This window comes from Streptomyces viridochromogenes DSM 40736, assembly GCF_000158955.1.
GTDB lineage: Bacteria > Actinomycetota > Actinomycetes > Streptomycetales > Streptomycetaceae > Streptomyces > Streptomyces venetus.
Genome location: NZ_GG657757.1, coordinates 3,837,554 through 3,862,943, shown reverse-complemented (window position 1 = coordinate 3,862,943; position 25,390 = coordinate 3,837,554). Strand labels below are relative to the sequence as shown.

At 71.4% G+C, this 25,390-nt stretch carries 26 protein-coding genes; 19 read left to right on the top strand and 7 right to left on the bottom strand.

Annotated features, from left to right (window positions below; all coding sequences use genetic code 11):
- The first annotated feature begins 109 nt into the window (after positions 1 to 109).
- The 6 genes from SSQG_RS16845 to SSQG_RS16820 all read left to right on the top strand — a co-directional run bounded on the left by SSQG_RS16845 (position 110) and on the right by SSQG_RS16820 (position 7,592).
- Positions 110 to 1,348, top strand: coding sequence for an amidohydrolase family protein (locus tag SSQG_RS16845; RefSeq protein ID WP_003991002.1), 1,239 nt, complete (start codon positions 110 to 112; stop codon positions 1,346 to 1,348).
- A gap of 14 nt (positions 1,349 to 1,362) precedes the next feature.
- On the top strand, positions 1,363 to 2,265 hold the full coding sequence (locus tag SSQG_RS16840; protein WP_052310454.1) for an LLM class F420-dependent oxidoreductase: 903 nt from the start codon (positions 1,363 to 1,365) through the stop codon (positions 2,263 to 2,265).
- Between the two features lie 9 nt (positions 2,266 to 2,274).
- A complete protein-coding gene (locus SSQG_RS16835) occupies positions 2,275 to 3,045 on the top strand; it encodes an SDR family NAD(P)-dependent oxidoreductase (protein WP_003991000.1) in 771 nt (256 codons plus the stop codon).
- Between the two features lie 117 nt (positions 3,046 to 3,162).
- Positions 3,163 to 4,281, top strand: a complete 1,119-nt coding sequence (locus SSQG_RS16830; RefSeq protein ID WP_078506861.1) for an LLM class flavin-dependent oxidoreductase — start codon at positions 3,163 to 3,165, stop codon at positions 4,279 to 4,281.
- 114 nt (positions 4,282 to 4,395) lie between these two features.
- Positions 4,396 to 6,126 carry an N-acyl-D-amino-acid deacylase family protein gene (locus SSQG_RS16825; RefSeq protein WP_003990998.1) on the top strand — a complete coding sequence of 577 codons (1,731 nt, stop codon included), beginning with the start codon at positions 4,396 to 4,398 and terminating at the stop codon, positions 6,124 to 6,126.
- A 14-nt stretch (positions 6,127 to 6,140) separates the two neighbouring features.
- A complete protein-coding gene (locus SSQG_RS16820) occupies positions 6,141 to 7,592 on the top strand; it encodes an aldehyde dehydrogenase family protein (protein WP_039935137.1) in 1,452 nt (483 codons plus the stop codon).
- Between the two features lie 6 nt (positions 7,593 to 7,598).
- On the opposite strand, the gene SSQG_RS16815 is transcribed toward SSQG_RS16820, so the two are convergent.
- Entirely contained in the window at positions 7,599 to 7,991 is a 393-nt protein-coding gene (locus tag SSQG_RS16815; protein ID WP_003990996.1) for a nitroreductase/quinone reductase family protein, read from the bottom strand.
- Between the two features lie 100 nt (positions 7,992 to 8,091).
- Between SSQG_RS16815 and SSQG_RS16810 the strand changes: the two genes are divergently transcribed.
- Positions 8,092 to 8,910 (top strand): endonuclease/exonuclease/phosphatase family protein, encoded by an 819-nt coding sequence (locus SSQG_RS16810; protein ID WP_039932902.1) that lies wholly within the window; start codon positions 8,092 to 8,094, stop codon positions 8,908 to 8,910.
- Between the two features lie 10 nt (positions 8,911 to 8,920).
- On the opposite strand, the gene SSQG_RS16805 is transcribed toward SSQG_RS16810, so the two are convergent.
- Entirely contained in the window at positions 8,921 to 10,435 is a 1,515-nt protein-coding gene (locus tag SSQG_RS16805; RefSeq protein WP_003990994.1) for a CehA/McbA family metallohydrolase, read from the bottom strand.
- 198 nt (positions 10,436 to 10,633) lie between these two features.
- Here SSQG_RS16805 and SSQG_RS16800 point away from each other — a divergent pair, with 198 nt between their 5' ends.
- The 3 genes from SSQG_RS16800 to SSQG_RS16790 all read left to right on the top strand — a co-directional run bounded on the left by SSQG_RS16800 (position 10,634) and on the right by SSQG_RS16790 (position 14,506).
- Positions 10,634 to 11,479 carry an LLM class F420-dependent oxidoreductase gene (locus SSQG_RS16800; RefSeq protein WP_003990993.1) on the top strand — a complete coding sequence of 282 codons (846 nt, stop codon included), beginning with the start codon at positions 10,634 to 10,636 and terminating at the stop codon, positions 11,477 to 11,479.
- Between the two features lie 145 nt (positions 11,480 to 11,624).
- Positions 11,625 to 11,831 carry a hypothetical protein gene (locus tag SSQG_RS16795; RefSeq protein ID WP_106434176.1) on the top strand — a complete coding sequence of 69 codons (207 nt, stop codon included), beginning with the start codon at positions 11,625 to 11,627 and terminating at the stop codon, positions 11,829 to 11,831.
- Between the two features lie 89 nt (positions 11,832 to 11,920).
- Entirely contained in the window at positions 11,921 to 14,506 is a 2,586-nt protein-coding gene (locus tag SSQG_RS16790) for a bifunctional FO biosynthesis protein CofGH (protein ID WP_003990991.1), read from the top strand.
- 252 nt (positions 14,507 to 14,758) lie between these two features.
- Here the strand turns inward: SSQG_RS16790 and SSQG_RS16785 are convergent, their stop codons facing one another.
- Together SSQG_RS16785 and SSQG_RS16780 are read right to left on the bottom strand one after the other, a co-directional pair.
- Positions 14,759 to 16,180, bottom strand: a complete 1,422-nt coding sequence (locus tag SSQG_RS16785; RefSeq protein WP_003990990.1) for a hypothetical protein — start codon at positions 16,178 to 16,180, stop codon at positions 14,759 to 14,761.
- An 18-nt stretch (positions 16,181 to 16,198) separates the two neighbouring features.
- Positions 16,199 to 16,669, bottom strand: coding sequence for a GtrA family protein (locus tag SSQG_RS16780; protein WP_039932900.1), 471 nt, complete (start codon positions 16,667 to 16,669; stop codon positions 16,199 to 16,201).
- A 105-nt stretch (positions 16,670 to 16,774) separates the two neighbouring features.
- Here SSQG_RS16780 and SSQG_RS16775 point away from each other — a divergent pair, with 105 nt between their 5' ends.
- The gene (locus tag SSQG_RS16775; protein ID WP_003990988.1) at positions 16,775 to 17,770 is read left to right on the top strand and encodes a glycosyltransferase family 2 protein; all 996 of its coding nucleotides are present in this window, start codon (positions 16,775 to 16,777) and stop codon (positions 17,768 to 17,770) included.
- Between the two features lie 107 nt (positions 17,771 to 17,877).
- The gene (locus SSQG_RS16770; RefSeq protein ID WP_039935135.1) at positions 17,878 to 18,438 is read left to right on the top strand and encodes a hypothetical protein; all 561 of its coding nucleotides are present in this window, start codon (positions 17,878 to 17,880) and stop codon (positions 18,436 to 18,438) included.
- Between the two features lie 9 nt (positions 18,439 to 18,447).
- Here SSQG_RS16770 and SSQG_RS16765 read toward each other — a convergent pair whose 3' ends face one another.
- Positions 18,448 to 18,960, bottom strand: coding sequence for a DUF2165 domain-containing protein (locus tag SSQG_RS16765; protein ID WP_003990986.1), 513 nt, complete (start codon positions 18,958 to 18,960; stop codon positions 18,448 to 18,450).
- A gap of 147 nt (positions 18,961 to 19,107) precedes the next feature.
- Between SSQG_RS16765 and SSQG_RS16760 the strand changes: the two genes are divergently transcribed.
- The 3 genes from SSQG_RS16760 to SSQG_RS16750 all read left to right on the top strand — a co-directional run bounded on the left by SSQG_RS16760 (position 19,108) and on the right by SSQG_RS16750 (position 21,303).
- Complete coding sequence (locus SSQG_RS16760; RefSeq protein ID WP_003990985.1) at positions 19,108 to 19,386, top strand: GlsB/YeaQ/YmgE family stress response membrane protein; 279 nt, start codon at positions 19,108 to 19,110, stop codon at positions 19,384 to 19,386.
- Positions 19,387 to 19,612: 226 nt separating this feature from the next.
- The gene (locus SSQG_RS16755) at positions 19,613 to 20,455 is read left to right on the top strand and encodes an ABC transporter ATP-binding protein (protein ID WP_039932897.1); all 843 of its coding nucleotides are present in this window, start codon (positions 19,613 to 19,615) and stop codon (positions 20,453 to 20,455) included.
- Complete coding sequence (locus SSQG_RS16750; RefSeq protein ID WP_003990983.1) at positions 20,452 to 21,303, top strand: ABC transporter permease; 852 nt, start codon at positions 20,452 to 20,454, stop codon at positions 21,301 to 21,303. Before SSQG_RS16755 ends, SSQG_RS16750 begins: the two co-directional genes overlap by 4 nt.
- Here the strand turns inward: SSQG_RS16750 and SSQG_RS16745 are convergent.
- Complete coding sequence (locus tag SSQG_RS16745) at positions 21,300 to 21,494, bottom strand: DUF397 domain-containing protein (RefSeq protein ID WP_003990982.1); 195 nt, start codon at positions 21,492 to 21,494, stop codon at positions 21,300 to 21,302. The two genes, SSQG_RS16750 and SSQG_RS16745, sit on opposite strands and share 4 nt — an antisense overlap.
- Positions 21,491 to 22,303, bottom strand: coding sequence for a helix-turn-helix domain-containing protein (locus SSQG_RS16740; protein ID WP_003990981.1), 813 nt, complete (start codon positions 22,301 to 22,303; stop codon positions 21,491 to 21,493). Before SSQG_RS16740 ends, SSQG_RS16745 begins: the two co-directional genes overlap by 4 nt.
- Before the next feature lie 113 nt (positions 22,304 to 22,416).
- Here SSQG_RS16740 and SSQG_RS16735 point away from each other — a divergent pair, with 113 nt between their 5' ends.
- From SSQG_RS16735 to SSQG_RS16720, 4 genes are all read left to right on the top strand, one after another.
- A complete protein-coding gene (locus SSQG_RS16735) occupies positions 22,417 to 22,857 on the top strand; it encodes an ATP-binding protein (RefSeq protein WP_003990980.1) in 441 nt (146 codons plus the stop codon).
- 226 nt (positions 22,858 to 23,083) lie between these two features.
- Positions 23,084 to 23,863: a DNA-binding protein gene (locus SSQG_RS16730; RefSeq protein WP_039932895.1), complete on the top strand. Its 780-nt coding sequence runs from the start codon at positions 23,084 to 23,086 to the stop codon at positions 23,861 to 23,863.
- 47 nt (positions 23,864 to 23,910) lie between these two features.
- Positions 23,911 to 24,201 carry a hypothetical protein gene (locus SSQG_RS16725; protein ID WP_244299156.1) on the top strand — a complete coding sequence of 97 codons (291 nt, stop codon included), beginning with the start codon at positions 23,911 to 23,913 and terminating at the stop codon, positions 24,199 to 24,201.
- A 71-nt stretch (positions 24,202 to 24,272) separates the two neighbouring features.
- Entirely contained in the window at positions 24,273 to 25,388 is a 1,116-nt protein-coding gene (locus SSQG_RS16720) for an ADP-ribosylglycohydrolase family protein (protein WP_003990977.1), read from the top strand.
- Positions 25,389 to 25,390 lie beyond the last annotated feature (2 nt).

Sequence of the window (25,390 nt, the reverse complement as noted above, 5' to 3'; positions counted from 1 at the left end):
AGTGGCCCATCCGGAGGGCCTCCATGATGGCCAACTCGTCCATTCTCCGGCCCTTCGCCCCCCGCACATATAGCTGACGCCCCGTCAGATCGGCGCTACCCTGCGCGTCATGGACAGCCACGACAGCACGTTTCCGCTGATCATCTCCGTGGACGACCACACGGTGGAGCCCGCGAGCGTCTGGCAGGACCGGCTTCCGGAGAAGTACCGGGGCGTCGGACCGCGGATCGTCCGTGCGCCCGTCAAGGAAATGACGTTCCTCGGCGGGCGCTTCCGGCCCGTCATGGGTGAACCCGGTGACGACGGACCCGTCGGTGACTGGTGGGTCTACGAGGAACTGCGCCGTCCCCTGACCCGGCTCGACACGGCCGTGGGGTACAGCAGGGACGAGATCAAGCTGGAGGTCATCACCTACGAGCAGATGCGCCCGGGGTCCTACGACGTCCCCGCCCGGCTCGCCGACATGGACGTCAACCACGTCCAGTCCGCCCTCTGCTTCCCGACCTTCCCGCGTTTCTGCGGCCAGACCTTCACCGAGGCGAAGGACCACGAACTGGGGCTGCTCTGCGTCCGCGCCTACAACGACTGGATGGTGGAGGAGTGGTGCGGGCCCGACGCGCGGGGCCGTCTCATACCCCTGACCCTCATCCCCCTGTGGGACGCCGAGCTGGCGGCCGAGGAGGTTCGGCGCAACGCCGCGCGCGGGGTCCGTGCCGTCGCCTTCTCCGAGATACCGCCGTACCTCGGGCTGCCCTCCATCCACGGCGACGGCTGGGACCCCTTCCTCCAGGCCTGCGACGAGACCGGCACGGTCATCGCCATGCACATCGGCAGCAGCAGCCGCATGCCCTCCACCTCCGCCGACGCCCCGCCCGCCGTCGGCTCCACCATCACCTTCGCCAACTGCTGCTTCTCGATGGTCGACTGGCTGATGAGCGGCAAGTTCGAGCAGTTCCCCCACCTCAAGGTGATGTACGCGGAGGGGCAGATCGGCTGGATCCCCTACATCCTGGAGCGGGCCGACGTGGTGTGGGAGGAGAACCGGGCCTGGGGCGGCGTCGCCGACAAGGTGCACCGGCCACCGTCCGAACTGTTCGCCGAGCACGTCTACGGCTGCTTCTTCGACGACGCCTTCGGGCTGCGCAACCTCGACGCGATCGGCCTGCGCAACGTCCTCTACGAGACCGACTACCCGCACTCCGACTCCACCTGGCCCAAGTCCCGCGAGGTCGGCGAGGCGCAGATGGGGCACCTGGAAGCGGGGGTGGTGGAGCGGATCGTGCGGCGCAACGCCATCGAGCTGCTCGGGCTGAGCGACGAGGGACTGTGGCCGGGCGGCACCCGGTGAGCCTGCGGTACGGAATGCAGCTTCCCGTCCAGTCCCAGAGCACCCTCTACACGGAGCCCTGGGAGGCCGGCGCGGGCCCCGACGACCTCCTCGCCGTCGCCCGCACCGCCGACCGCTCCGGCTTCGCCTACCTCGCGAGCTGCGACCACGTCGGCATCCCGCGCCGGCTGGCCGCCGCGATGAGCACGGTCTGGTACGACCCCGTCGCCACCCTCGCCTTCCTCGCGTCGGCCACCGAGCGGATCCGGCTGCTCAGCCACGTCGCCGTCGTCGGGCTGCGGCACCCGCTGCTCACCGCCAAGCAGTACGCCACGCTCGACCACCTCAGCGGCGGGCGGCTGATCCTCGGGGTCGGTGCCGGGCACGTCCGGGAGGAGTTCGAGGCCCTGGGCGTGGACTTCCGGCAGCGCGGCGCCGTGCTCGACGAGTGCCTCGACGCCCTGCGCGCCGCCCTCGGCCCCGACGAGTTCCCCGAGCACCACGGCAAGCTGTACGACTTCGAGGGGCTCGGGCAGCGGCCCCGGCCGGTGCAGGAGCGCGTCCCCCTGTGGGTCGGCGGCTCCTCGCCCGCCGCCGTACGACGGGCCGCGCTCAAGGGCGACGGATGGCTGCCGCAGGGGGACCCGAGGGACCGGCTGCCGGAGCAGATCGCGCGGATCGCTGAGATACGTGAACGGGAGGGCGTCCACGGCGGCTTCACCGTGGGCGCCATCACCGAGCCGCTGTACGTCGGCCCGCCCCGCTGGGACGTGGGCCGCGGGACCCTCACCGGCGGCCCCCAGGAGCTCGCCGAGTCGCTGCGGGCCTACCGCGCGATGGGCGTGCACCAGATCCAGGTGCGGTTTCGCAGCCGGAGCCGCAGTGAACTGACCGACCAGATGGCGGCGTTCGGCGCCGAGGTCGCTCCCCACCTGTGAGGAGGCCCCATGGGCAAGCTCGACGGACGGGTCGTCATCGTCACCGGCGCAGCGCGCGGCCAGGGTGAACAGGAGGCACGGTTGTTCGCGGCCGAGGGGGCCCGGGTGGTGGTCGCGGACGTCCTCGACGACCAGGGCGAGGCCCTCGCGAAGGAGATCGGCGCCAAGTACGTCCATCTCGACGTGGGCCGGGAGGACGACTGGCAGGCCGCCGTCGCCGCGGCCCAGGACGCGTACGGCCCTGTCGACGGGCTCGTGAACAACGCCGGCATCCTGCGCTTCAACACCCTCCTCGACACACCCCTCGACGAGTTCATGCAGGTCGTGCGGGTCAACCAGGTGGGGTGCTTCCTCGGCATCAAGGCGGTCGCTCCCGAGATGGCCGACGGGGGCACGATCGTCAACACCGCCTCCTACACCGGCCTGACCGGGATGGCGGCGGTGGGCGCGTACGCGGCGACCAAGCACGCCGTGGTCGGTCTGACCCGTGTCGCCGCCCTGGAGCTGGCCGGACGGGGGATCCGCGTCAACGCCGTCTGCCCGGGCGCCATCGACACGGCGATGTCCAACCCGGCCCGGCTGGATCCCGACGCCGACCCGGAGGCGGCGGCGAGGGGGCTCGACCGGCTGTACCGCAAGCTCGTGCCGCTGGGGCGGGTCGGGCAGCCGGAGGAGGTGGCGAGGCTCGCCCTGTTCCTGACCTCGCCGGACTCGTCGTACATCACGGGGCAGCCGTTCGTGATCGACGGCGGATGGCTGGCGGGAGTCAGCGTCATCTGACCGCGGCGAGGCTTATCTGACGGCTCATCAGCTATTGACGCTCATGGGGGCCGGTGGAACAGTCGGACTCACTGATCTGACGCTCCGTCAGATACGACCGTGGGGCGGTGAACCTCCTTGGAATTCGGGGTCTTCGTACAGGGATACGTGGGCAAACGGGCCGAGACCGACCCGCTCGCCGAGCACAAGGCGCTGATGGAGGAGACCGAGTACGTCATCCAGGCGGACACGTCGGGCTTCAAGTACGCCTGGGCCTCCGAGCACCACTTCCTGGAGGAGTACTCGCACCTCTCCGCCAACGACGTCTTCCTCGGCTACCTGGCGCACGCGACCGAGCGGATCCACCTGGGCTCGGGGATCTTCAACCCGCTCGCGCCGGTCAACCACCCGGTGAAGGTCGCCGAGAAGGTCGCCATGCTCGACCACCTCAGCGAAGGGCGCTTCGAGTTCGGCAGCGGGCGGGGCGCCGGCTCCCACGAGATCCTCGGCTTCCTGCCGGGGATCACCGACATGAACCACACCAAGGAACTCTGGGAGGAGACCATCGCCGAGTTCCCCAAGATGTGGCTCCAGGACGAGTACGCCGGCTTCCAGGGCAAGCACTGGTCGCTGCCGCCGAGGAAGGTCCTGCCGAAGCCGTACGGGAAGTCCCACCCCGCGATGTGGTACGCGGCCGGGTCGCCGCCGTCGTACGCCATGGCCGCGAAGAAGGGGCTCGGCGTGCTCGGCTTCAGCGTGCAGAAGGTCTCCGACATGGAGTGGGTGCTGGAGCAGTACAAGACGGCGATCGTGGACGCCGAGCCGGTCGGGGACTTCGTCAACGACAACGTGATGGTGACGACCACGGCGATCTGCGCCCCGACGCACGCGGAGGCGGTGCGGATCGCGGCGAGCGGCGGGCTGCACTATCTGCCGTCGCTGGTGTTCCGGTACCACGACACGTTCCCCCGGCCCGAGGGGTTCCCGGTGTGGCCGGAGACGCTGCCGGAGTACACCGAGGAGTTCGTCGAGGTGCTGATCGAGGAGGAACTGCTGATCTGCGGGGACCCGGACGAGGTGCTGCGGCAGTGCGAGCGCTGGGAGCGGGCCGGGGCGGATCAGTTGAGTTTCGGGTTGCCGGTGGGGGTGCCGAAGGAGGAGACGCTGCAGACGATCCGGTTGGTCGGGGAGCACGTGATTCCGAAGATCGACACGGATCCTGTGCATCGGACTTCGCGGTTCCGGGGTGCTGCCTGATCGCCGTTGGCGGGTGCGGGTACGTCGTGGCTTGTCGCGCCTACGCGGCGGAGCCGCAAATTGACACAGCCCCGCGCCCCTTAGGGCAATGAACCTAAGGGAGTTGAGTAGCTCATGCTCGATCACGTCATCCAGGGTGTGACCGTCGTGGACGGGACGGGCGCCCCGGCGTATACCGCCGACGTCGGCATGCGCGACGGCCGTATCGCCGTCATCGGTCGGGTCACCGAGGAGGCCCGGACCACCGAAGACGCCGCCGGGCTCGTCCTCACCCCCGGCTTCGTCGACCCGCACACCCACTACGACGCCCAGCTCTTCTGGGATCCGTACGCCACGCCCTCGCTCAACCACGGTGTCACCACCGTCGCGGGTGGGAACTGCGGGTTCACGCTCGCGCCGCTGAACCCGGAGCGGCCGCAGGACGCCGACTACACGCGGCGGATGATGTCCAAGGTCGAGGGCATGTCGCTGGTGGCGTTGGAGGAGGGGGCGCCCTGGAGCTGGCACGGGTTCGGGGAGTACCTCGATGCCCTGGAGGGGCGGATCGCGGTCAACGCCGGGTTCATGGTGGGGCACTGTGCGCTGCGGCGGTACGTGATGGGGCCGGAGGCGGTGGGCGGGCAGCCGACCGGGGAGCAACTGGCGTCGATGGTACGGCTGTTGCGGGAGGCCATGGACGCCGGTGCGTGGGGGTTGTCCACCACCCAGTCGACCAGCCACTCCGACGGCGACGGGCAGCCGGTCGCCTCCCGGCACGCGGGGCCCGCCGAACTGCTGGCGCTGTCCCGGGCCGTCGGTGAGCACGAGGGCACGCAGATCGAGGCGATCGTCGCGGGCTGTCTCGACCAGTTCAGCGACGCCGAGATCGATCTGTTCGTGGAGATGAGCGCGGTGGCGGGCCGGCCGCTGAACTGGAACGTGCTGACCATCGACGCGGCGGTGCCCGAGCGGGTGCCCCGGCAGCTCCTCGCGAGCGAGCAGGCGCGGAAGGCGGGCGGCAGGGTCGTGGCGCTGACCATGCCGATCCTCACGCCGATGAACATGTCCCTGGGCACCTTCTGCGCGCTGAACCTGATCCCCGGGTGGGGACCGGTCCTCGGGCTGCCCGTGCCGCGGCGGATCGAGAAGCTGCGCGATCCGGACGTCCGGGACGAGCTGCTGCGCCGGGCCCGGTCCAAGGAGGCCGGGGTGTTCCGGCGGCTGTCGAACTTCGGGCGGTACGTCATCGGCGACACCTACAGCGACGCCAACGCCGGGCTGACCGGCCGGGTCGTCGAGGACATCGCCGAGGAGCGCGGCCAGGAGCCCTTCGCGTGCCTGGTGGAGATCTGCGCCAACGACGGGCTGCGCACGGTGCTGTGGCCGATGCCCACCGACAATGACCCGGCGTCCTGGGCGCTGCGGGCGGAGACCTGGCAGCACGAGGACGTGCTGCTCGGCGGGTCCGACGCGGGGGCGCATCTGGACCGGATGTGCGGGGCGCCGTACACGACCCGGTTCCTCGGGGACTGTCTGCGGGGCCGGAAGCTGGTCGGTCTGGAGCAGGCGGTGAAGATGCTGACCGACGACCCGGCCCGGCTCTTCGGCCTGCGGGAGCGGGGGCAGGTGCGGGAGGGCTGGCATGCGGACCTCGTCCTCTTCGACCCGGAGCGGATCGACGCGGGCCCGGCCACCCTGGTGCACGACCTGCCGGGTGACAGCCCGCGGCTGGACTCCCGGGCGCTGGGTGTGCGGGCCGTGTGGGTCAACGGGGTCGAGGCGATCCGGGACGACGTGGTGACCGGGGCGGTGCCGGGCCGGGTGCTGCGCTCGCGGCGGGACACCGAGACGGTGAGCACCAGGTGAACCAGGTGAACCAGGTGACGTCCGGGCAGGCGTTGTTCGTCGGCGGCTCCTGGGTGGAGCCGGACGGCGGGCACTACGAGGTGGTCGACCCGGCGACCGAAGAGACCGTCGGATGGGCGCCGGAGGCCTCGCGGGACCAGGTGCGCGCGGCCTGTGCGGCGGCCCGGGAGGCGTTCGGGCCGTGGTCGCGTACGGCGCCGGAGGAGCGCGCCGCGGTGCTCTCCCGGGCGGCGGACATCATCCGGGACCACCTCGTGCCGTACGCGGAACTCGCCCGGGCCGAGACCGGCGCGACCACCGGCACCGCACGCGGGATGCAGGTCGGCGTCGCCGCCGCCCGGTTCCGGCGCTACGCGCGCGTGGAGCCCGCCGAGTGGGCGGTGCCGCCGCAGATCAACGAGGCAGGGCCGATGGGGAGGGCTGGTGTCATGGGTGCCCTGGCCGTCCGCCAGCCCGTCGGCGTCGTCACCTGCATCACCTCGTACAACAACCCCTGGGCCAACCCGGCCGGCAAGATCGCCCCGGCCCTGGCCATGGGCAACACGGTCGTGGTGAAACCCGCCCCGCAGGACCCCCTGTCGGTCTACCGCATGGCGGAGGCGCTGGAGGCGGCGGGTGTGCCACGGGGTGTGGTGAACGTGGTGTCCGGCCGGTCTCAGGGGGTGAGCGAGGCGGCCGTGGACTCACCGGACGTCGACATGGTCAGCTTCACCGGCTCCACGGCCGTCGGGCAGCGCATCGCCGAGGTGTGCGGGCGCGACATGAAACGGCAGTTGATGGAGCTGGGCGGGAAGGGTGCGGCAATCGTCTTCGACGACGCGGACGTCGGCTCGGCCGTGGCCGGGATCGGGACCACCTTCTCCTTCTACAGCGGGCAGATCTGCACGGCCCCGACGCGGGTGCTGGCGCAGCGCGGGGTATACGACCGGCTGGTGGATCAACTGAGCCTGTACGCAGGCCGCTTGAAGGTCGGTGATCCGCGCGAGCCGGACACCGTGGTCGGGCCGGTGATCTCGGCCGCGCACCGGGACCGCGTGGAGTCGTACGTCGAACTGGGCCGGAAGGAGGGCGCGGTGGTCGTGACGGGCGGCGAACGCCCGGACCTGCCCACCGGCTTCTACGTCGCCCCGACGCTCCTCGCCGACTGCGGCAACGACATGCGCGTGGCCCGCGAGGAGATCTTCGGGCCGGTGGTGGTCGTCATCCCCTTCGAGGACGAGGAGGAGGGCATCGCCCTCGCCAACGACACCGACTACGGCCTCATCGACTACGTCTGGTCGGGGGACGTCGCCCGCGCCTTCCGGGTGGCGCGCCGGCTGCGGGCCGGCGGGGTGGGCGTGAACACCGTGGGCCGCAACATGGAAGCTCCTTTCGGCGGCTTCAAGAGGAGCGGCGTCGGCAGGGACGTCGGCTCCTACGCGCTGCACGCCTACAGCGAGGTGCAGGCGATCGTCTGGCCGGGCTGACGCCTCTCAGGTGTCCAGATCCACCCGTACCGTCAGCAGGTCGGTGCCGAACGCCCGCACCCCCAGGCCGTTGAATCTGGGCAGCCGCCGCAGCCGGGCCACGGGGTCGTCGTCCGGCACGAGATGGGCCGTCCCGGTGTGCCAGCGCCCCCGGATCCGCACCCGCACCCACGGATCCGCCTTGATGTTGCGCACGTACTGCGACCGTTCGCCGAACTCCGACACCAGCCAGAAGGAGTCACCGACGCGGCGGCCGCCCACCGGTGTCTGACGGGGCAGCCCGGAGACGCGGCCCGTCGTCTCCAGGACCGTCTGGAGGGGCAGGCGGCGCAGGACGGGGTTGATGCGGCGCTGGAAGGACGTGGCGGCGCGGAACCGCAGGTCGGTGAGGCGGGACATCGGCGGCGGGTCTCCTTCGGCACGAAGTTCTCACGGTTTCTGCAACGGCTCCTGCTTCAATGATCCTCGACGCGCCGGGACGAAGGCAGGGTGGCTGCGGATGCGGATCGTGACGTGGAATCTGTGGTGGCGCTTCGGGCCGTGGCAGACGCGGCAGAAGGCGATCCTCACGGCCCTGAGGGAGCTGCGTCCCGATGTCGTGGGCCTCCAGGAGGTGTGGGCCGCGGACGGCGAGAACCTCGCCGAGTGGCTGGCCGGTGAGCTGGGGCTGCACTGTGCCTGGGCCCCCTCGCCCGCGCCGGAGCGCTGGCGGCGGCGGATCGGGGACGCCACGGTCGACATAGGCAACGCCGTGCTCAGCCGATGGCCGGTCGTGGACCGGGACGTGCTGCCGCTGCCCGCCCCGGCGGAGACCGACGACGGCCGGCTGGCCCTCTACGCCCGCCTGGCGGCCCCCGGCCACGACGTCCCCTTCTTCACGGCCCACTTCACCTCCGTCCCGCACGGCTCGGCGGTCCGCTGCGGGCAGGCCGCCGCGCTCGCCGGGTTCGTCGCCCGGCACCGCGGCGGCACCCCCTTCCCGCCCGTCGTCACCGGCGATCTCAACGCCCGGCCCGACTCCGACGAGGTCCGCCTCCTCGGGGGCCGCGGAACCGCCCCGGCCGTGCCCGGACAGGTCCTGCTCGACGCCTGGGAGTACGCCGACCCGGCCGCCCCCGCCGCCACCTGGGACGCCGCCAACCCGTACGTGGCGGCGCCCCACGAGCCGAGCGCGCGCATCGACTACGTCCACGTGGGCCCGCCCGGCCCCGGCGGACTCGGCCGCGTACGGGACGTGCGGCGGGCCTGCGACGGCCCCGTGGACGGAGTCTGGCCCTCGGACCACGCGGCGGTCGTGGCGGACCTGGACGAGGGCTGAGCTCAGCTCGTCATCCCGTGCGGTGCCCCAGGAAGATCGGGTTCGTGAGCGCCGCCAGCGCGCCGGGCAGGGGTCCCGCCGCCGTCTCGTGCCGCAACTCGGCCCGCACGTACGCCGCGTACGACGGTGTCGTCCGCCACTCGACGACGCCCGAGCCGGACACCGGCAGCGGCGCGCTGGTGTGGAGCACGCCCTGGTCGGTGACGAAACGGACCGTGCAGCGCGGGGCGCCCGTGACCTCCAGGCGGACGGTGACCGGGGTGTCGCGGTCCACCCGCAGCCGCCCCCCGATGCCCGCGTGTTCGCCGCGCCCGCCCAAGGCCCGGAACGACAGCTCGACCCTGGCGGACTCGGCGATGTACGACCGTCCCGCCCGGATGCCCTCCTGAATGGCCTCCCGGGTGAGGTCGTCGGCCAGGACGACCGTCTGGGGGCTGCCGACGGCGTCCGGGTCGCGGTGGGCGTCGCTGCTGCCCATCGCCGGGGGCCAGTCGCGGCCGTCCCGCGCGGACGCCACGAGCATGCTGTCCCAGTCGGCGAGGGCGACCTCGTCGTCGGGCGTGTAGGGGCCGTTCCACACCTCGACGGCGTCCGCCTCGTTGAAGCCGAACTTCCAGTTGCAGCCGACGCACGTGGCGTGCGGATGGGCCGGGACGACGAGGCCGCCGGCGCGGCGGATCTGGCGGGCGAAGCGGCCGAAGCGGTTGTCGCGGGCCCGGTAGCGCCAGTCGACGAAGGTGCCCGGGTCGGTGCCCAGCGCCACCACGTGACCGTTCCGGGTGGTGATCTCCTCGCCCAGCATGACGAGCAGGTCGTCCCCGGCCACATCGGCCCAGTGGGCGTGCGCCGAGTGTGTGTTGTGCTCGGAGGAGTTGATGAAGTCCAGGCCCGCCGCCCGCGCCAGGGCGCCGATCTCGGCGGGGGTGCGGCGGCCGTCGGAGTGCCAGGAGTGGAGGTGGCAGTCGCCCCGGTACCAGGCCCGGCCCCGGCCCTTGGCCCGCTCGGGCGGGTACACCGGCCGGGCGGCCTCGCCCGGCTCCCCGTAGGTCAGCGTGATCGTGATCTCGTACGCCAGCCCCTGCGGGGCGACCGTGTACGGGCCGAGCGCGATGTGCCAGGTGCCCTCGCGCACCGGGCCCGGGAGGTAGCCGGGCGTCGCGTCGTCCGCGCGGAGGAAGAACTCGGTGCGCGCCCCGCCCGACCAGCCGCGGAAGCCCCGGCCGCCGAGCTCGGTGCCGCGCTCGTCGAAGACGCCGATGTCGAGGGCGTTGCCCGTGGTGCCGGCCGGGACGGACGGCCGGTCGTAGGTGTAGGCGACCTTGATCTCCCGGACCCCGGCCGGGACCTCGACGGGCACGTACACGAAGTCGGGGGAGCCGGGCGGCAGCGTGCCGCGCACCGTTCTGCTCTCCCGGCTGCCCTCTGCCGCTGAAGCGAAGCTCACGCTTCCCAACGTAAGCGCGGCGGCCGCTCCGGTCACGAACAGGGCACGCCGGCCGAGCCCGCCGTGGTTGTCCTCGCACATGCAGCTGCTCCCAAGATGTCGTCGGTGACGTGGCATGGGTGGTGCGGGGTGGTGCGTGGGAACCCTTGTAGTCAGCCGTTAACCGGCGTGCAAGGGAGGGGAATCCGCCGGTGGGGATCAGCGGAACAGGTCACGGGCCCCCGAAAGTCCCGACTGGTCGGTATGGACAGGTGTGTCTGCCTCGGGTAGATATGGTTCATGCGCATCGCCGTGACGATCTTCCTCACCGACGAGACGATCACCCCGACCCGGCTCGCACGTGAGCTGGAGGACCGCGGTTTCGCCGGGCTGTTCCTGCCCGAGCACACGCACATCCCGGTCGAGCGGACGACGCCGTACCCGGCGGGCGGTGAGCTGCCGCGCGAGTACGGCCGTACCCTCGACCCGTTCGTGGCGCTCGGCCAGGCCGCCGCCGTCACCGGCCGGCTCGGGCTCGGCACGGGCATCACGCTCGTCGCCCAGCACGACCCGATCGTCCTGGCCAAGCAGATCGCGACCCTGGACCACCTGTCCGGCGGCCGGTTCACGCTCGGGCTCGGCTTCGGCTGGAACGTGGAGGAGGCCGCCGATCACGGCGTGCGCTGGCGCACCCGGCGCGAGCTCGTGCGTGACCGGATGGGGCTGATGCGGGCCCTGTGGTCGGAGGAACCGGTCGCCTACGAGGGCGAGTTCGGCGGTGTCCGGGCCAGTCAGGCACACCCCAAGCCGGTGCGGAAGGCGCGTGGCCCGGTCGTCGGTCCGCGCACGCTCGTCGGCGGGGCCGCCGGGCCCAAGCTGTTCGCCCACATCAGCGAGTACGCGGACGGCTGGCTGCCCATCGGCGGACGCGGCCTGTCCGAGTCCCTGCCGCTGCTGCGGACGGCCTGGGCGGAGGCGGGCCGGGACCCGGACGCCCTCCAGATCGTCCCGTACGCCGTCCACCCCACCCCGGGCAAGCTCGCCCACTACGCGGAGCTCGGCATCGAGGAGATCGTGGTGCAGCTGCCTCCGGCGGGGGAGGCGGAGGTGCTGAAGGCGCTGGACGGACTCGCGGACTGTCTCTGACAACCACGCTTCCTGCAAAGGCAGTTGACTCTCCCTACTAAACTGCGGGTCAACAAACCGAGTCGGGTGCACACCGATGCGCGGCTGACCACCGCGCCGGACGGTGTGACGGGCCCGGCTCTCAGTCACCGTGGGGGAGAGCGTCTTGAGGCTTGCCTGGTTCGCCTGGCTTGTGCGTCACTTCAACGAGTACGGCTACAGCCAGGGGCTGCTGCGCGCCGGGATCGGCACGCTGGCCGTCCTCGTGACCGCCGCGCTGGTCTGGTTCGCGCTGCACCGCAACCGACCGGCCGCCGTGGCCGCCGCCGGGCTCACCTTCGTCCTGGGCACAGGGTGGCTGGCCTTCCACTGACGGGCTTCCACTGACGGGCTTCCGCTGATGACGGGTCTCCACCGACGGGGCTTCCCCGGCTCTGATCAGCGCACTCGTATGCTCGAAGGATGACGACTTCCGCGACCTCCGGAACCGGCCCCACCGAGAACTCCATGCGTCGCGCCCTGAAACGGGCCAGGGACGGCGTGTCGCTCGACGTCGCCGAGGCGGCGGTGCTGCTCCAGGCCAGGGGGGAGCAGCTGGAGGACCTGTCGGCCTCGGCCGCCCGGGTGCGGGACGCCGGGCTCGAGGCGGCCGGCCGGCCCGGCGTCATCACGTACTCGAAGAGCGTCTTCATCCCCCTGACGCGGCTGTGCCGGGACAAATGCCACTACTGCACGTTCGTCACCGTCCCCGGCAAGCTGCGCCGCGAGGGCCACGGGATGTTCATGTCCCCGGACGAGGTCCTGGACATCGCCCGCAAGGGCGCGGCCCTCGGCTGCAAGGAAGCCCTCATCACCCTCGGCGACAAGCCCGAGGACCGCTGGCCCGAGGCGCGCGAGTGGCTCGACGCGCACGGCTACGACGACACCCTCGCCTACGTCCGCGCCATCTCCATCCGCATCCTGGAGGAGACGGGCCTGCTGCCCCACCTCAACCCGGGCGTCATGAGCTGGACCGACTTCCAGCGCCTGAAGCCGGTGGCGCCCAGCATGGGCATGATGCTGGAGACGACCGCGACCCGCCTCTGGTCCGAGCCGGGCGGCCCGCACCACGGCTCTCCCGACAAGGAGCCCGCCGTACGGCTGCGCGTCCTGGAGGACGCGGGCCGCTCCTCCGTCCCCTTCACCTCGGGCGTCCTGATAGGTATCGGCGAGACCTACGAGGAGCGCGCCGAGTCCCTGTTCGCGCTGCGGAAGGTGACCCGGGCCTACCACGGCATCCAGGAGCTGATCATCCAGAACTTCCGCGCCAAGCCGGACACCGCGATGCGCGGCATGCCGGACGCGGAACTGGACGAACTGGTCGCCACGGTGGCCGTCGCCCGCCTCCTCATGGGCCCGTCGGGTTGCATCCAGGCCCCGCCCAACCTCGTCGACGACGAGTACGAGCGGCTGATCGCGGCCGGCATCGACGACTGGGGCGGGGTCTCCCCGCTGACCATTGACCACGTCAACCCCGAGCGCCCCTGGCCGCAGATCGAGCAGCTCGCCGAGAAGTCCCGGGCGGCCGGCTTCGAGCTGCGCGAGCGCCTGTGCGTGTATCCGGAGTTCGTGCGGCGCGGCGAGCCCTGGCTGGACCCGCGGCTGCGTCCGCACGTGGCCGCGCTGGCCGACCCGGAGACCGGCCTGGCCCGCCCCGACGCCCTGCCGCAGGGCCTGCCGTGGCAGGAGCCGGAGGAGGTCTTCACGGCGTCCGGCCGCACCGACCTGCACAGCTCCATCGACACCGAGGGCCGCACCTCGGACCGCCGGGACGACTTCGACGAGGTGTACGGCGACTGGGACGCCCTGCGCGAGGCCGCCGCCCCGGGCATGACACCCGAGCGCATCGACACCGACGTACGGCAGGCCCTGCGCACGGCGGCCGACGATCCCACGAAGCTCACCGACGACGAGGCGCTGGCCCTGCTGCACGCGGACGGCCCGGCCCTGGACGCCCTCGCGCGGGTCGCCGACGACGTACGGAAGTCGGCCGTCGGGGACGACGTCACCTACATCGTCACCCGCAACATCAACTTCACCAACGTCTGCTACACCGGCTGCCGCTTCTGCGCCTTCGCCCAGCGCCGCACGGACGCCGACGCCTACACCCTCTCCCTCGACCAGGTCGCCGACCGGGCGCAGCAGGCCTGGGACGTGGGCGCGGTGGAGGTCTGCATGCAGGGCGGCATCCACCCGGACCTGCCCGGCACCGCGTACTTCGACATCGCGCGGGCGGTGAAGGAACGCGTCCCGGGCATGCACGTGCACGCCTTCTCGCCGATGGAGGTCGTCAACGGCGCGAGCCGCACCGGCATGTCGATCCGCGAGTGGCTGACCACCGCCAAGGAGGCCGGACTCGACACCATCCCCGGCACGGCGGCCGAGATCCTCGACGACGAGGTCCGCTGGATCCTGACCAAGGGCAAGCTGCCCGCGGCGGACTGGATCGAGGTCGTCACGACGGCGCACGAGCTGGGCATCCGGTCGAGCTCGACGATGATGTACGGGCACGTGGACCAGCCCCGCCACTGGCTCGGGCACCTGCGCACCCTCGCGGGCATCCAGCAGCGCACCGGCGGCTTCACCGAGTTCGTGACGCTGCCGTTCGTGCACACCAACGCGCCCGTGTACCTGGCGGGGATCGCCCGCCCGGGCCCGACCATGCGGGACAACCGCGCGGTGACCGCGATGGCCCGGCTGCTGCTGCACCCGCACATCCCCAACATCCAGACCAGCTGGGTGAAGCTGGGCACCGAGGGCGCGGCCGAGATGCTGCGCTCCGGCGCGAACGACCTCGGCGGCACGCTCATGGAGGAGACGATCTCCCGGATGGCGGGCTCGTCGTACGGCTCGTACAAGTCGGTCAAGGACCTCGTCGCGGTGGCGGACGCGGCCGGACGCCCGGCCAAGCCGCGCAACACGCTCTACGCGGAGGTCCCGGAGGAACGGCAGCAGGCGGCCCAGGCTTCGGACGGGCATCTGCCGGAGCTGCTGCCGGTGCTCGACTGACCGGGCCAGTGTCACCTGGCCGGTCCGGACCGGGCGCCCTCCCGCCCGCCCGGCCGGGACTGCAATGGGCTTCCGCCCGGCCGGGACTGGGATGGGCTTCCGCCCGGCCGGGGCTGGAATGGGCTTCCGCCTGGCCGGGAGGGAATGGGCCTCCGCCCGGCCGGTCCCGGGGCGGGGCCCAACGGACCGGCCCAGCCCGAGGGGCCTCCTCCGGGCCGGCTCTCCGCCGGGCCGGGCGAACCGGCTGGCGCCCTACCGTGTGGGTGACTGGCCCCCGGCGTCCGCCGGCTGATGTGCTGTCACGGCACGGTCGGCCGTGGCGCCGGGGGCCTTCGGCGGTGGCGCGGGCCTGCCCCGGCCCAGCCACAGCAGGACCACGCCCAGGGAGCAGGCGATCGCCGGCCAGTAGACGTAGCGGAAGTCCGTCGCGGGCATGATCGGCAGATAGCCCAGGATGTAGGCCGCCGAGCTGACGCCCAGCGCCCGGACCGGCATGGCGAACATGCTCCGGCCCGGGCGGACGGCCAGCACCAGGGCGACGGCGAGCCAGAACCAGCCGCGGAACAGCCACCGCGCGTCCGTCACCATGCCGCCCACGTACGTGCCGAGCATGTCCTCCAGCCGGGGGTGCGCCACCTCGATGCCCAGGTCGTTGCGGGTGATCCCCGCCTTGTACGCGTAGTCGGTCTCGAACAGCAGCGTCGCGAAGAGCCGCAGCCGGTACTGGAGGTAGCCCGGCACGTGCCCGCCCATCTCGTGCAGCCACAGCGACGTGATCTCGCCCGAGTCCCCGCGCAGCCCGTCGGCGGGGCGCTGGTAGCAGGCCCAGTAGGCGTCCGACAGGGCCCCGACCCGCTCGCACTCCCGCGCCGAGGCCACGAGCCGGTTCCGCAGGCCGGGTGACACGTCCGCCGAGCGGAGCTCGTCCACCGTCAGCACGTGGACCAGGTCGTCGAGCATGATCTGCGCGCCCTGTTTCGTCCCGATGGGCCGGGCGAACAGGGAGATGGCGACGGCCGGTACGACGATGGCGGCCACGAGTGCCGCGGTGCTCGTCACCCACGTACGGCGTCCGGGAGCGCGCCACAGCGCCAGGACGAGCATGATGAAGACGGGGATCGCGGCGAAGAAGGCGTTCTTGCGCACCAGCATGGCGTACGCGAGGAACAGCACGCCCAGCGCGAGCAGGCCCCACCGCACGGCGGGACGCGGGTCGGTGTCCCGCAGCCGCAGCCCGAGGAACGCGACGGCGCACGCGGCGAGCAGCGCGAACGCGGTGTGGACGTCCTTCCACACCACCCCGACGAAGTTCAGCACGAAGGGCATCGGCCCGATCCCGAGCACGGCGAGCGAACCGCCGCGGCTCCCGGTCAGCTCCCAGACGCACCAGGCCAGCACCCAGAGCGCGCCCCAGAAGACCACGGACTGGAGCACGGCCATGGAGGCGAAGGTGCCGGTCACGGCGATGAGCGCCCGCCACACCAGGCTCAGCACGGGCGGATGCCAGTCGGTCAGGGGCGTCCGGCCCTCGGCCTGCCTGAGCTGTTCGAGGCTGTCGGGACTCAGAAAGCCGGGGGCGAAGACGAGGATCGTGCCCAGGCAGCAGACCGCGGCGACGGCGGCCAGCGCCCACACCCAGCGCTGCACCCGCGGCAACCATCCCATTTGTCCCATAAGCCGGATATTAGCGGCTCAGGGTGTGACGAAGACGTAGCGCCGGTAGGCGTAGAAGCGGAACAGCGTCGCGAGCACCCAGCCGAGGATGCGGGCGGTGTTGTCGCTGAGCGGAGAGTCGAGCCCGAGCAGGTGCCGGGAGGCGAAGACCGTCCCCGCGGTGATGGCGAGTCCCACCCCGTTCGCCACGAGGAACAGGGCGAGTTCGCGGGTCACCTTCTCGCGGTGCTGACGGCGGTAGGTCCAGTAGCGGTTCCCCGCCCAGCTGAAGAGCGCGGCGGCGCTGGTCGCGAGGACGGACGCCTGGACGGGGGAGGTGCTCATCGGACCGCCCCGAGTGCCGCCGGGCAGGCCGAAGACGAGCAGGTTGTAGCCGCCGTTGTCCACGACGAAGGCCAGTGCCCCGACGACTGAGAACTTGGCGGCCTCGCGCCAGATGCCCTTGACGGCATCACGCGCACGCAGCGTCACAGATGCGAGGACCGGCACACGGCGAGAGTAACGACCCGGCGCGCCCTCGCTGCTCAGCCACGCTCATATCGCACTATTTCATACGGTATGAGCAATTGGTCCGAGATCCGAGAGGGAGCGGCCGTGGAACCGACGATCGCGTGTGTCGTGCCGTGCCACAACGAGGAGGCGGCCGTCGGCAAGGTGGTGCGCGACCTGCGCACGGCACTCCCCGAGGCGGTCGTCTACGTGTACGACAACGCCTCCACCGACCGCACGGTGGAGGTCGCCCGTGAGGCGGGCGCGATCGTCCGGGAGGAGCTCCGCAAGGGCAAGGGCAACGTCATCCGCCGCGCCTTCGCCGACGTCGACGCCGACGCGCTGCTCATCATCGACGGCGACGACACCTACGACGCCTCCCGGGCCCGGGAACTGGTCGACCTGCTCTTCGAGGGCCCGTACGACCAGGTCGTGGGCGCCCGCCGGGTCACGGACGACGGGGCCTACCGGACCGGACACGCGGTGGGCAACAAGCTGCTCACGGGGGCGGTGCGCTCCCTCTTCGGCAACGACGTGACCGACATGCTCAGCGGCTACCGCGTCTTCTCGCGGCGCTTCGTGAAGTCCTTCCCGGCGCTGGCCCGCGAGTTCGAGACCGAGACCGAGATGACGATCCACGCCCTGCACCTCCGCCTCCCCACGGCGGAGATCCCCATGGACTACCGGGTGCGGCCGGCCGGCGGAGAGAGCAAACTGCGCACCTACCGGGACGGCTGGCGCATCCTGCGGGTCATCCTCGACCTGGCGAGACGCGAGCGCCCCTCCCTCGTCCACACCGTGATCGCCGCCGTCCTGGCCCTCGTCTCGGTCGTCCTCGGCATCCCCGTCATCGCCGACTTCGTCCGCACCGGCACCGTGCCCCGCGTCCCCACGGCGATCCTCGCCGCCGCGATCATGACGATCGCGGCGCTCGTCCTGCTCGTGGGCTACATCCTCGAATCGCTCACCCACATGCGGCAGGAGCAGATCCGCCTCGTGCACCTCGCCTACCCGGCTCCCGTCCGCTCCCCGCGCCGCGCCGCCCACGGCGCCGGTGCCGGTCCCGTGCCGGTCCGGAAGACCGCCGCCGACGGCCCCTGAGCCGCCGGGGGAACCCGCCAGGAGAACACAGGAGAGCAGCGGGCGCGCAGTACGATGATCGGAACCCCGGTTCGTGCGGGGTCCCGTGACTGAGGAGATGCGTGCCCGTGCCTGCCCGACTTCCTTCGTGGGCCTGGGTGACCGGGCTGACCGTGGGAGCGATAGCCGCGGTGACCGTCCTGGCCGTGCAGGCGGACCAGGGCCCGCACCCCGCCGCCACATCGGCCAAGCCGAGCAGCTCTGCCCCGGCGGGCGCGCGGCCCACCCCCACCGCGTCCGCCCCGACCAAGGTGCCCGACGGCTCCGGCACCGGCCGGCGCGTCGTCTACTCCCTCGGTGCCAAGCGGGTGTGGCTGGTCGACGCGAGCGAGGCCGCGCGCCGTACGTTCACCGTGTGGCCGGGCACGGTCAGCCCCGACCCCGGCACGTACACGGTGTCCTCCCGCAACGCGGCCGCCACCGGCTCGGACGGCGTCCAGATCGAGCACATCATGTACTTCGCCGCGAAGGACGGCGTCTCCGTCGCCTTCTCCAACGCGGTCGACGGCGCCTCACCGCCGCCCGCCGACTCCGGCGCCAGGACGGGCGGGGTCCGGATGAAGAAGGCGGACGGCACGGCACTGTGGGCGTTCGGCACGGTCGGCACGACCGTGGCCGTGGTCAAGTAGACCCGGTGTTCAGGTGGCGGGCGTCTCCGTACGCGGGGCCGACAGCTGGTTGACGACCAGCACGACTCCGCTGAACAGGAAGATCCGGGTCGCGGCGTCCAGCCCGTTCCAGCTCTTCGACTGCCACATCGAGAACCACTCACCGCCTATCGCGATGAACCCGGCGCCGAACAGCAGCATCACCATCAGCAGCCCGTAGCTGGAGAACTGCCGGGCGCGCGCCTGATCGTGCCTGGCCCACAGCCAGCTCCCGTAGACGAGGACGAGTGCGGCGACGGTCTCCCACGCGATGATCAGCACGTAGGCGGTGTCCTGAAGTCCCGTGCTCGTTATGGCCCGCCACATCAGGTCCTCGTCCTTGAACGTGGTGTCCATGGCCAGCACGTGCCGGACGAACTGCTGGTTGGTGCCGAAGTCGGTGATGTTCCCGAAGGCGACCAGCGCCATGTAGAGGGCGATGGTGGCGGTGAGCAGCATGGCGGCAAGGGACAGCCTGCCGCGCGGAGTTGTGGAGGTGGCCATGCCGATCATTCTCCCCGCGTGTGGCCCTCCGGTGTACCCCGTGACCATCGAGCGACAGTGACGACCGCGAAGAGGACGTTTGTAGGGGGAGATTCGGTGCACTCGAAGAACTAACAAAATCCTTATATGACGGAGTGGAGAGGCGTTATGGGCATCATTGCTTGGATCATCATCGGGCTGCTCGCGGGAGCGATCGCCAAGGCTCTGATGCCGGGCAAGGACCCGGGGGGCATCATCATCACCATGCTCATCGGTGTCGCCGGTGGGCTGCTCGGCGGCTGGCTCGGCAAGGTCATCTTCGGCGTCGACTCCATCGACGGGTTCTTCGAAGTCTCCACCTGGATAGCCGCGATCGTCGGCTCCCTGATCCTGCTCGCCCTCTACCGCGCCGTCACCGGCAACCGGCGCTCGCACCGCCACGCATGACCGGTTGACGTTCAGCTCGTCGGAGCCGCCCCAGTCGGTGGGGCGGCTCGTGGCGTTTCTGGAACCATCGGAGCCCTGAGCCCTTCGGTAATGTGTTCGCCACAGGAGGGGCTCACGGCAGCCGCCAGACGGGGGAACAACGTTGACAACCACTCACGCCTTATCCGGGGCGAGGACCAGCCCGCCGCAGGACGGCGACACGGTCATCGACGTACGCGACCTGCGGATGCGCTACCGCAGCCAGGACGTGCTGAAGGGCGTCGGCTTCACGGCCCGGCGCGGCGAGGTCCTCGTGCTGCTCGGCCCGAACGGCGCCGGCAAGACGACCACGATCGAGGTCCTGGAAGGCTTCCGGATGCGCTCGGACGGGGACGTGACCGTCCTCGGCACCGATCCGGCCCGCGGGGACGAACACTGGCGTGCGCGGCTGGGCATCGTGTTGCAGTCCTGGCGGGACCACGGCAAGTGGCGGGTGCGCGAACTGCTGGCCCATCTCGGCTCGTACTACGTGCCGTACTCCACCGCCCATATGCCGCGCCCGTGGGACGTCGGCGAGCTCCTCGCCGCGGTAGGGCTGACCGAGCAGGCGGACAAGCGAGTGGCGACTCTCTCCGGCGGGCAGCGCAGGCGCCTCGACGTGGCCATCGGCATCGTGGGCCGACCCGAGCTGCTGTTCCTGGACGAGCCGACGGCGGGTCTGGACCCGGAGGCCAGGAACGAGTTCCACGGCCTGGTACGCGGGCTCGCCGACGAGAACACGACAGTGCTGATGACCACCCACGACCTCGCCGAGGCGGAGAAGCTCGCCGACCGGATCCTCATTCTCGCCGGTGGCCGGATCGTGGCCGACGGCTCGGCCGACGAACTGTCCCGCCAGGCGTCGGCCGAGGCCACGGTGCGCTGGACGCTGGACGGACGCCCCTTCGAGGAGGCGACCGCGGAGCCCACCGCGTTCGTCCGCCGGCTGTTCGAGGAGCACGGAGACGCGGTCGGCGGACTCGAGGTGCGCCGGGCGAGCCTGGAGGACACCTACCTGACGATGGTGCGAGAGCTGGAGGCAGCGCGATGAGCCCGGTGTGGCACGCGGCGGGAGCAGGACTCCGGCGCGGCTGGACGGAACTCCGGCAGACCTTCACCACCGGCCAGGACGTGTTCGGGTACGTGCTCTGGACCGTGCTGCTCATGGTGCCGCTGTTCCTGCTCAAGGACGATCCGCTGAAGGGCGCCGGCATCTCGACCGGCGCGTTCATGCTGCCGAGCATGCTGGGCATGACGCTCGCGTTCACCGGGATGATGACCACGGCGCAACTGCTCGCGACCGAGCGCGAGGACGGCACACTCCTGCGGGCCAAAGCGGTGCCGCACGGCATGGTCGGTCACCTGGTCGGCAAGATCATCATGGTCTCGGGGACGGCCTTGGCCTCCATGGCACTCCCCTTCGCCGTCGGCATGTTCCTGGTGGACGGCGTCGCCCGGCAGGGCGGCGGAGCGTTGCTGACGCTGGTGTGGGTGATCCCGCTGGGACTCCTGGCGACCCTGCCGATCGGCGCCGTCATCGGCTCACTCGTCAGCAGTCCACGCACCATCGGGCTGCTGATGCTCCCGGTGATGGGACTCGTCGTGATCTCCGGGATCTACTTCCCCCTGTCGGAACTGCCCGAGTGGCTGCGGACCGTCGGGCAGATCTTCCCCGTGTACTGGGTCGGCCTCGGCCTCCGGTCCGCGCTGCTGCCGGCCGACGCGGTAGCCGCCGAGATCGGTGCGTCCTGGCAGCACCTGGAGACAGCGGGCGCACTGGGTGCGTGGACGGTCGCCGGTCTGCTCCTCGCCCCGTCCGTCCTGCGCAGGATGGCCCGCCGCGAGTCCGGGGCCGCGATGGCGGAACGCCACCGCAAGGCGATGCAGCGGGTCGGTTAGCGACCCGTCGCGAACTCCAGGAACTGGGACCAGGCGCTGTCGGTGAAGGCCAGACGGGAGCCGGTCCTGTTCTTGGAGTCGCGGATGTGGACGGTGGGATGAGGGGTGGGGGATATGGCGGCCTCAAGGCAATCGGGGCCGTCGTTGCCGCTGTAGCTGCTCTTGAACCACGTCAGCGGAGTGGTGGTCATGTCTCGTCTCCCAGCACTTTTTCGATGAAGGCCAACGACTCGCGGGGCGAGAGGGCTTGCGCCCGGATCATGCCATAGCGCGTATCGAGGACCTGCACGTCCTTCGGCTCGCTGATCACCCGGTCGTACAGCTGGCTCTCCGTGTGACCGAGCGCCTTGCCGCCCTGGAGCTTCAACAGCCGGAACGAGCCCATCACGGCCGCGTGGTCCTCCCTGTTCATAGGCAGCACCTGGATCTCGACATGCCGCAACTCGGCTACCTTCAGGAGGTGTTCGAGCTGGCGACGCATCACCATCCTGCCTCCGAGTGGCCGCCGCAACGTCATCTCTTCCTGGACAAAGGTGATGACAGGCCGCGGCACCCGATCGAAGACGGCCTTCCGTGCCATGCGTGCGGCCACATGACGCTCGATCTCGTCCTCGGTGTAAGCGGGACGCCGCATCTCGTACAACGCCTGGGCGTAGTCAGGGGTCTGCAGCAGTCCATGGATGTGCAGGGCGGAGTAGGCCCCCAGCTCGACCGCCTGGTCCTCCAACTTGGTCAGGTCGCGGACGGTTTTCGGATACCGAGCCTTCTCCACATCCTCCTTCATCGCGGAGAGCTTCCCGCCGGCGCCGAGCACCTCATCGGCCTTGTCGAGGAAGTCCGGCTTGGGGACCCGTCGCGCCCGCTCGACGGACGAGACCATCTCCTCCCCGTACCCGATGGCCGACCCCAACTCCGCCTGCTTCAACCCGGCGGCCTCACGCCACATCTTGATCTGCCGCCCGACGGCCCTGAGCACGGCCGCAGCTTCCTCGTCCTCCATGCCTTCCCCTCCTGACGTACCAGCCGTACGACCCCGCCACGCAGTCGGACAGTCACCCTCCGTACCGAGGTCATTGCTGTTCAGGGTAGGGACGAACGACCACGCTGGGTGACATGAGTCAGAAATCCCCCACCCGAATCCCGCTCCACACCCGGCACTTCGCTGTGCAGCTGTCCGCTACTCGAAGAGGTGCTCGACTGGCCCGCCTGCTGACCGAACGCCAACTCGACGCGTGGGGCGAGCCGTACGAAACTGCCGCGCAGGTCGTGGCGGAGCTGGCGTCCAACGCCGTACGACACGGCCGCATCCTGGGCAGGGACTTCCGGCTGCGCCTGAAGCTGCACGCCGACCGCACGCTCCGTATCGAGGTCACGGACGCCCGGGGCGACCGGGTCCCGCGACTCCCGGACCCGGGGGAGCAGGACGCGGAGGGAGGCAGGGGCCTGCGCATCGTCGAGGCGTACGCGGAGTGCTGGGGGGTGACGGAGGCCCCGGCCGGCGCGAAGACGGTGTGGGCAGAGCTGGTCCTGGGGCCGGATCGCGGCCCGTCATGACCCGGCCGTTCACGACGCCAAAGACCAAAGAACCGGGGAAAGAACCAACCCGCCCCCACCGCCCCCGCAGCTCACCCGCAGGGGTGAACATCACCAACTCGGCTGGCATGGAGGGCAGTCGATGGTGCAGCGTCAGCGCAGACAAGCCCACAAACGAATACGGCCCCCGCCGGGACTGCCATCCCACTGCGAGGGCCTGATCACCAAGGAAGCGAGACCCTTCCCGATGACTGACCAGCACCCTAGCGCGCCCGCACGCGCGCAGTCCGGCACTTCCGGTGTCCAGCACGTGACGGAACGCCACGACGACCACTTCACCGTCGTCGGCAACCACCTCGCCCAGCACCCGGACCTGTCCCTGACGGCCATCGGCCTGGCCGTCCACATCCAGTCGCTGCCCGCCGGAACGCCGGTCGGCATCAAGGCGCTGGCGGCGAAGTTCCCCGAGGGTGAGATCCGCGTCGCGGCGGCCCTGCGGGAGCTGGAGGCACACGGTTACCTCGCGCGCCCCAGGGAGCGTCTTCAATCGGGCCGAGTCGTAACCCGCACGGTGTCGTACAACAAGCCTCAGACGGCGACCCCGGACCGCCGCCTCGTATCCGCCGCACCCCGGAAGGAACCCGCGCCATCGCCGTCGCGCGGAACCGCCGCCGACCTCCTCACCGGCCTGCGAGCCCTGGACTCCCGCCTCCTCCTCAGCGAACGCGACGTACACCGTCTGGCTCCGGCGGTCTCGGCCTGGCTGGAGCGCGGCGTCCCCGCCACGGCCGTGGCACGCACCTTGACGTCCGGCCTCCCCCAGACCCCGATCCACCACCCGGCGGCCTTCCTGGCCCACCGCCTGACCAGCCTCCTCCCGCCGCCGCTCCCCGAGGCGCCGCCCCGTCCCGAACCCGCACCGCGCCCGCACCCCCTCCAGACCTGCGACGGCTGCGACCGAGCCTTTCGGGCCTCGGAGCCCGGCCGCTGCCGCGACTGCCGCACCATCGAACCGACGGCGGCCTGAGGATGCCGGGAACGGGCCATGCGGTCCCTGACCTGACTCCGAACGCATTGCGTGATGCCGTCGCCCGGGTCGCCCCCAGCCGGCTGCCGGTGCTCACCCAGCACCTCTTCGAGGCCACGACCAACGCCCAGCAGACCCAGAGCCTGGCGCCCCTGCGTGCGTTCATCCACTCCTGGGCCGTTTTCGTCGCCATCGAGCGCCACCCCGCGCGAGCCGAGCGCCTTCGCGAACTGGAGCGGATCGTGGACCTGGGCGAGGAAGACCCCTCTGAAGCCATCGCCGAGATCCGGGCCGTCCGAGAGGCCGCAGAGGCAGAGGCAGGGCTGCGACGGACGTGAAGGGAGCCCCCCGCCCCCATTCGATTACAGTGCTGGGCATCGTACGAATGGACGGTCCCTGGGAGGTCGAGGTGGGTGCGACTGCCGGCGCCGTCTGGGGGCGTACGGAGCAGCAGGACTTTCGTAGCCGGGTGCGCGGGACGTTGCTCGGTGTCGCCGTCGGCGACGCGCTCGGCGCGCCCGTCGACGGGCTGGGGATCGACGCGATACGGGAGGCACACGGCGGGGAGGGGCTCGTGGATCTCGCCCCCGCCTACGGCAGACGCGGGGCCGTGACGCATCTCACCCAGCTCAGCCTGTTCTCCGTCGACGGGCTGATACGGGCGCAGGTGCGGCGCGACACCGGCGCCTGGCATCCGCCCACCGACGTGCACCGGGCGTACCTCCGCTGGGCCGCCACCCAGCGCGACTGGGGGCCCGACATGCGGCGCAAGGACGACGGCTGGCTCGCCCGGGAGGAGTGGCTGTACGCGCGGCGGGACCCCAGCGGGGCGCTGCTGCTCGGGCTCGGTGACGAGACCATGGGAACCCCCGAGGCGCCGAAGAACCCCGGCGAGCTCGGGCCCGAGGCCGCTGCCCGGTCCGCTCCCTTCGGGCTGCTCGTGGGGTGGGAGCCGCAGCTCGTCGCCCAGCTCGCGGTGGAGTGCGCGGCACAGACCCACGGGCACCCCACCGCCTGTCTCGCGGCCGGTGCGTACGCCGTGATCGTGCACGCGCTGGCGCTCGGCGAGAGTCTCGACGGGGCCGTGCAGCGGGCGTTCGCGCTGCTCGCCGCCCGGCCCGGGCACCAGCCCGTGTCGGAGGCGCTCCAGCACGCGCTGGGTGCCGTACGGCAGGGCATGCCCGGACCCGAGCGTGTGAGCGAGCTGTGCGGGGCCGGTACGGCGGAGAGCCTCGTCGGCGCCGCCGTGTACTGCGCCCTCGTCGCCGCCGACGTCCGGCACGGGCTGTGTCTCGCGGTCAACCACGACGGCCCGTCCGCCGCCACCGGTGCGCTGACGGGCGGCCTGCTCGGTGCCCTGCACGGCGAGACGGCCCTCCCCCCGGCCTGGCTGGCCGAGCTGGAGGGCCGTCCCACGATGCTGGAGCTGGCCGACGACTTCGCCATGGAGATGACCCAGGGGCCCGCCCTGCACGGGCCCGGCGGATCGTCGCCCGGGTGGCTCGCCCGCTATCCCCGTGCCTGACA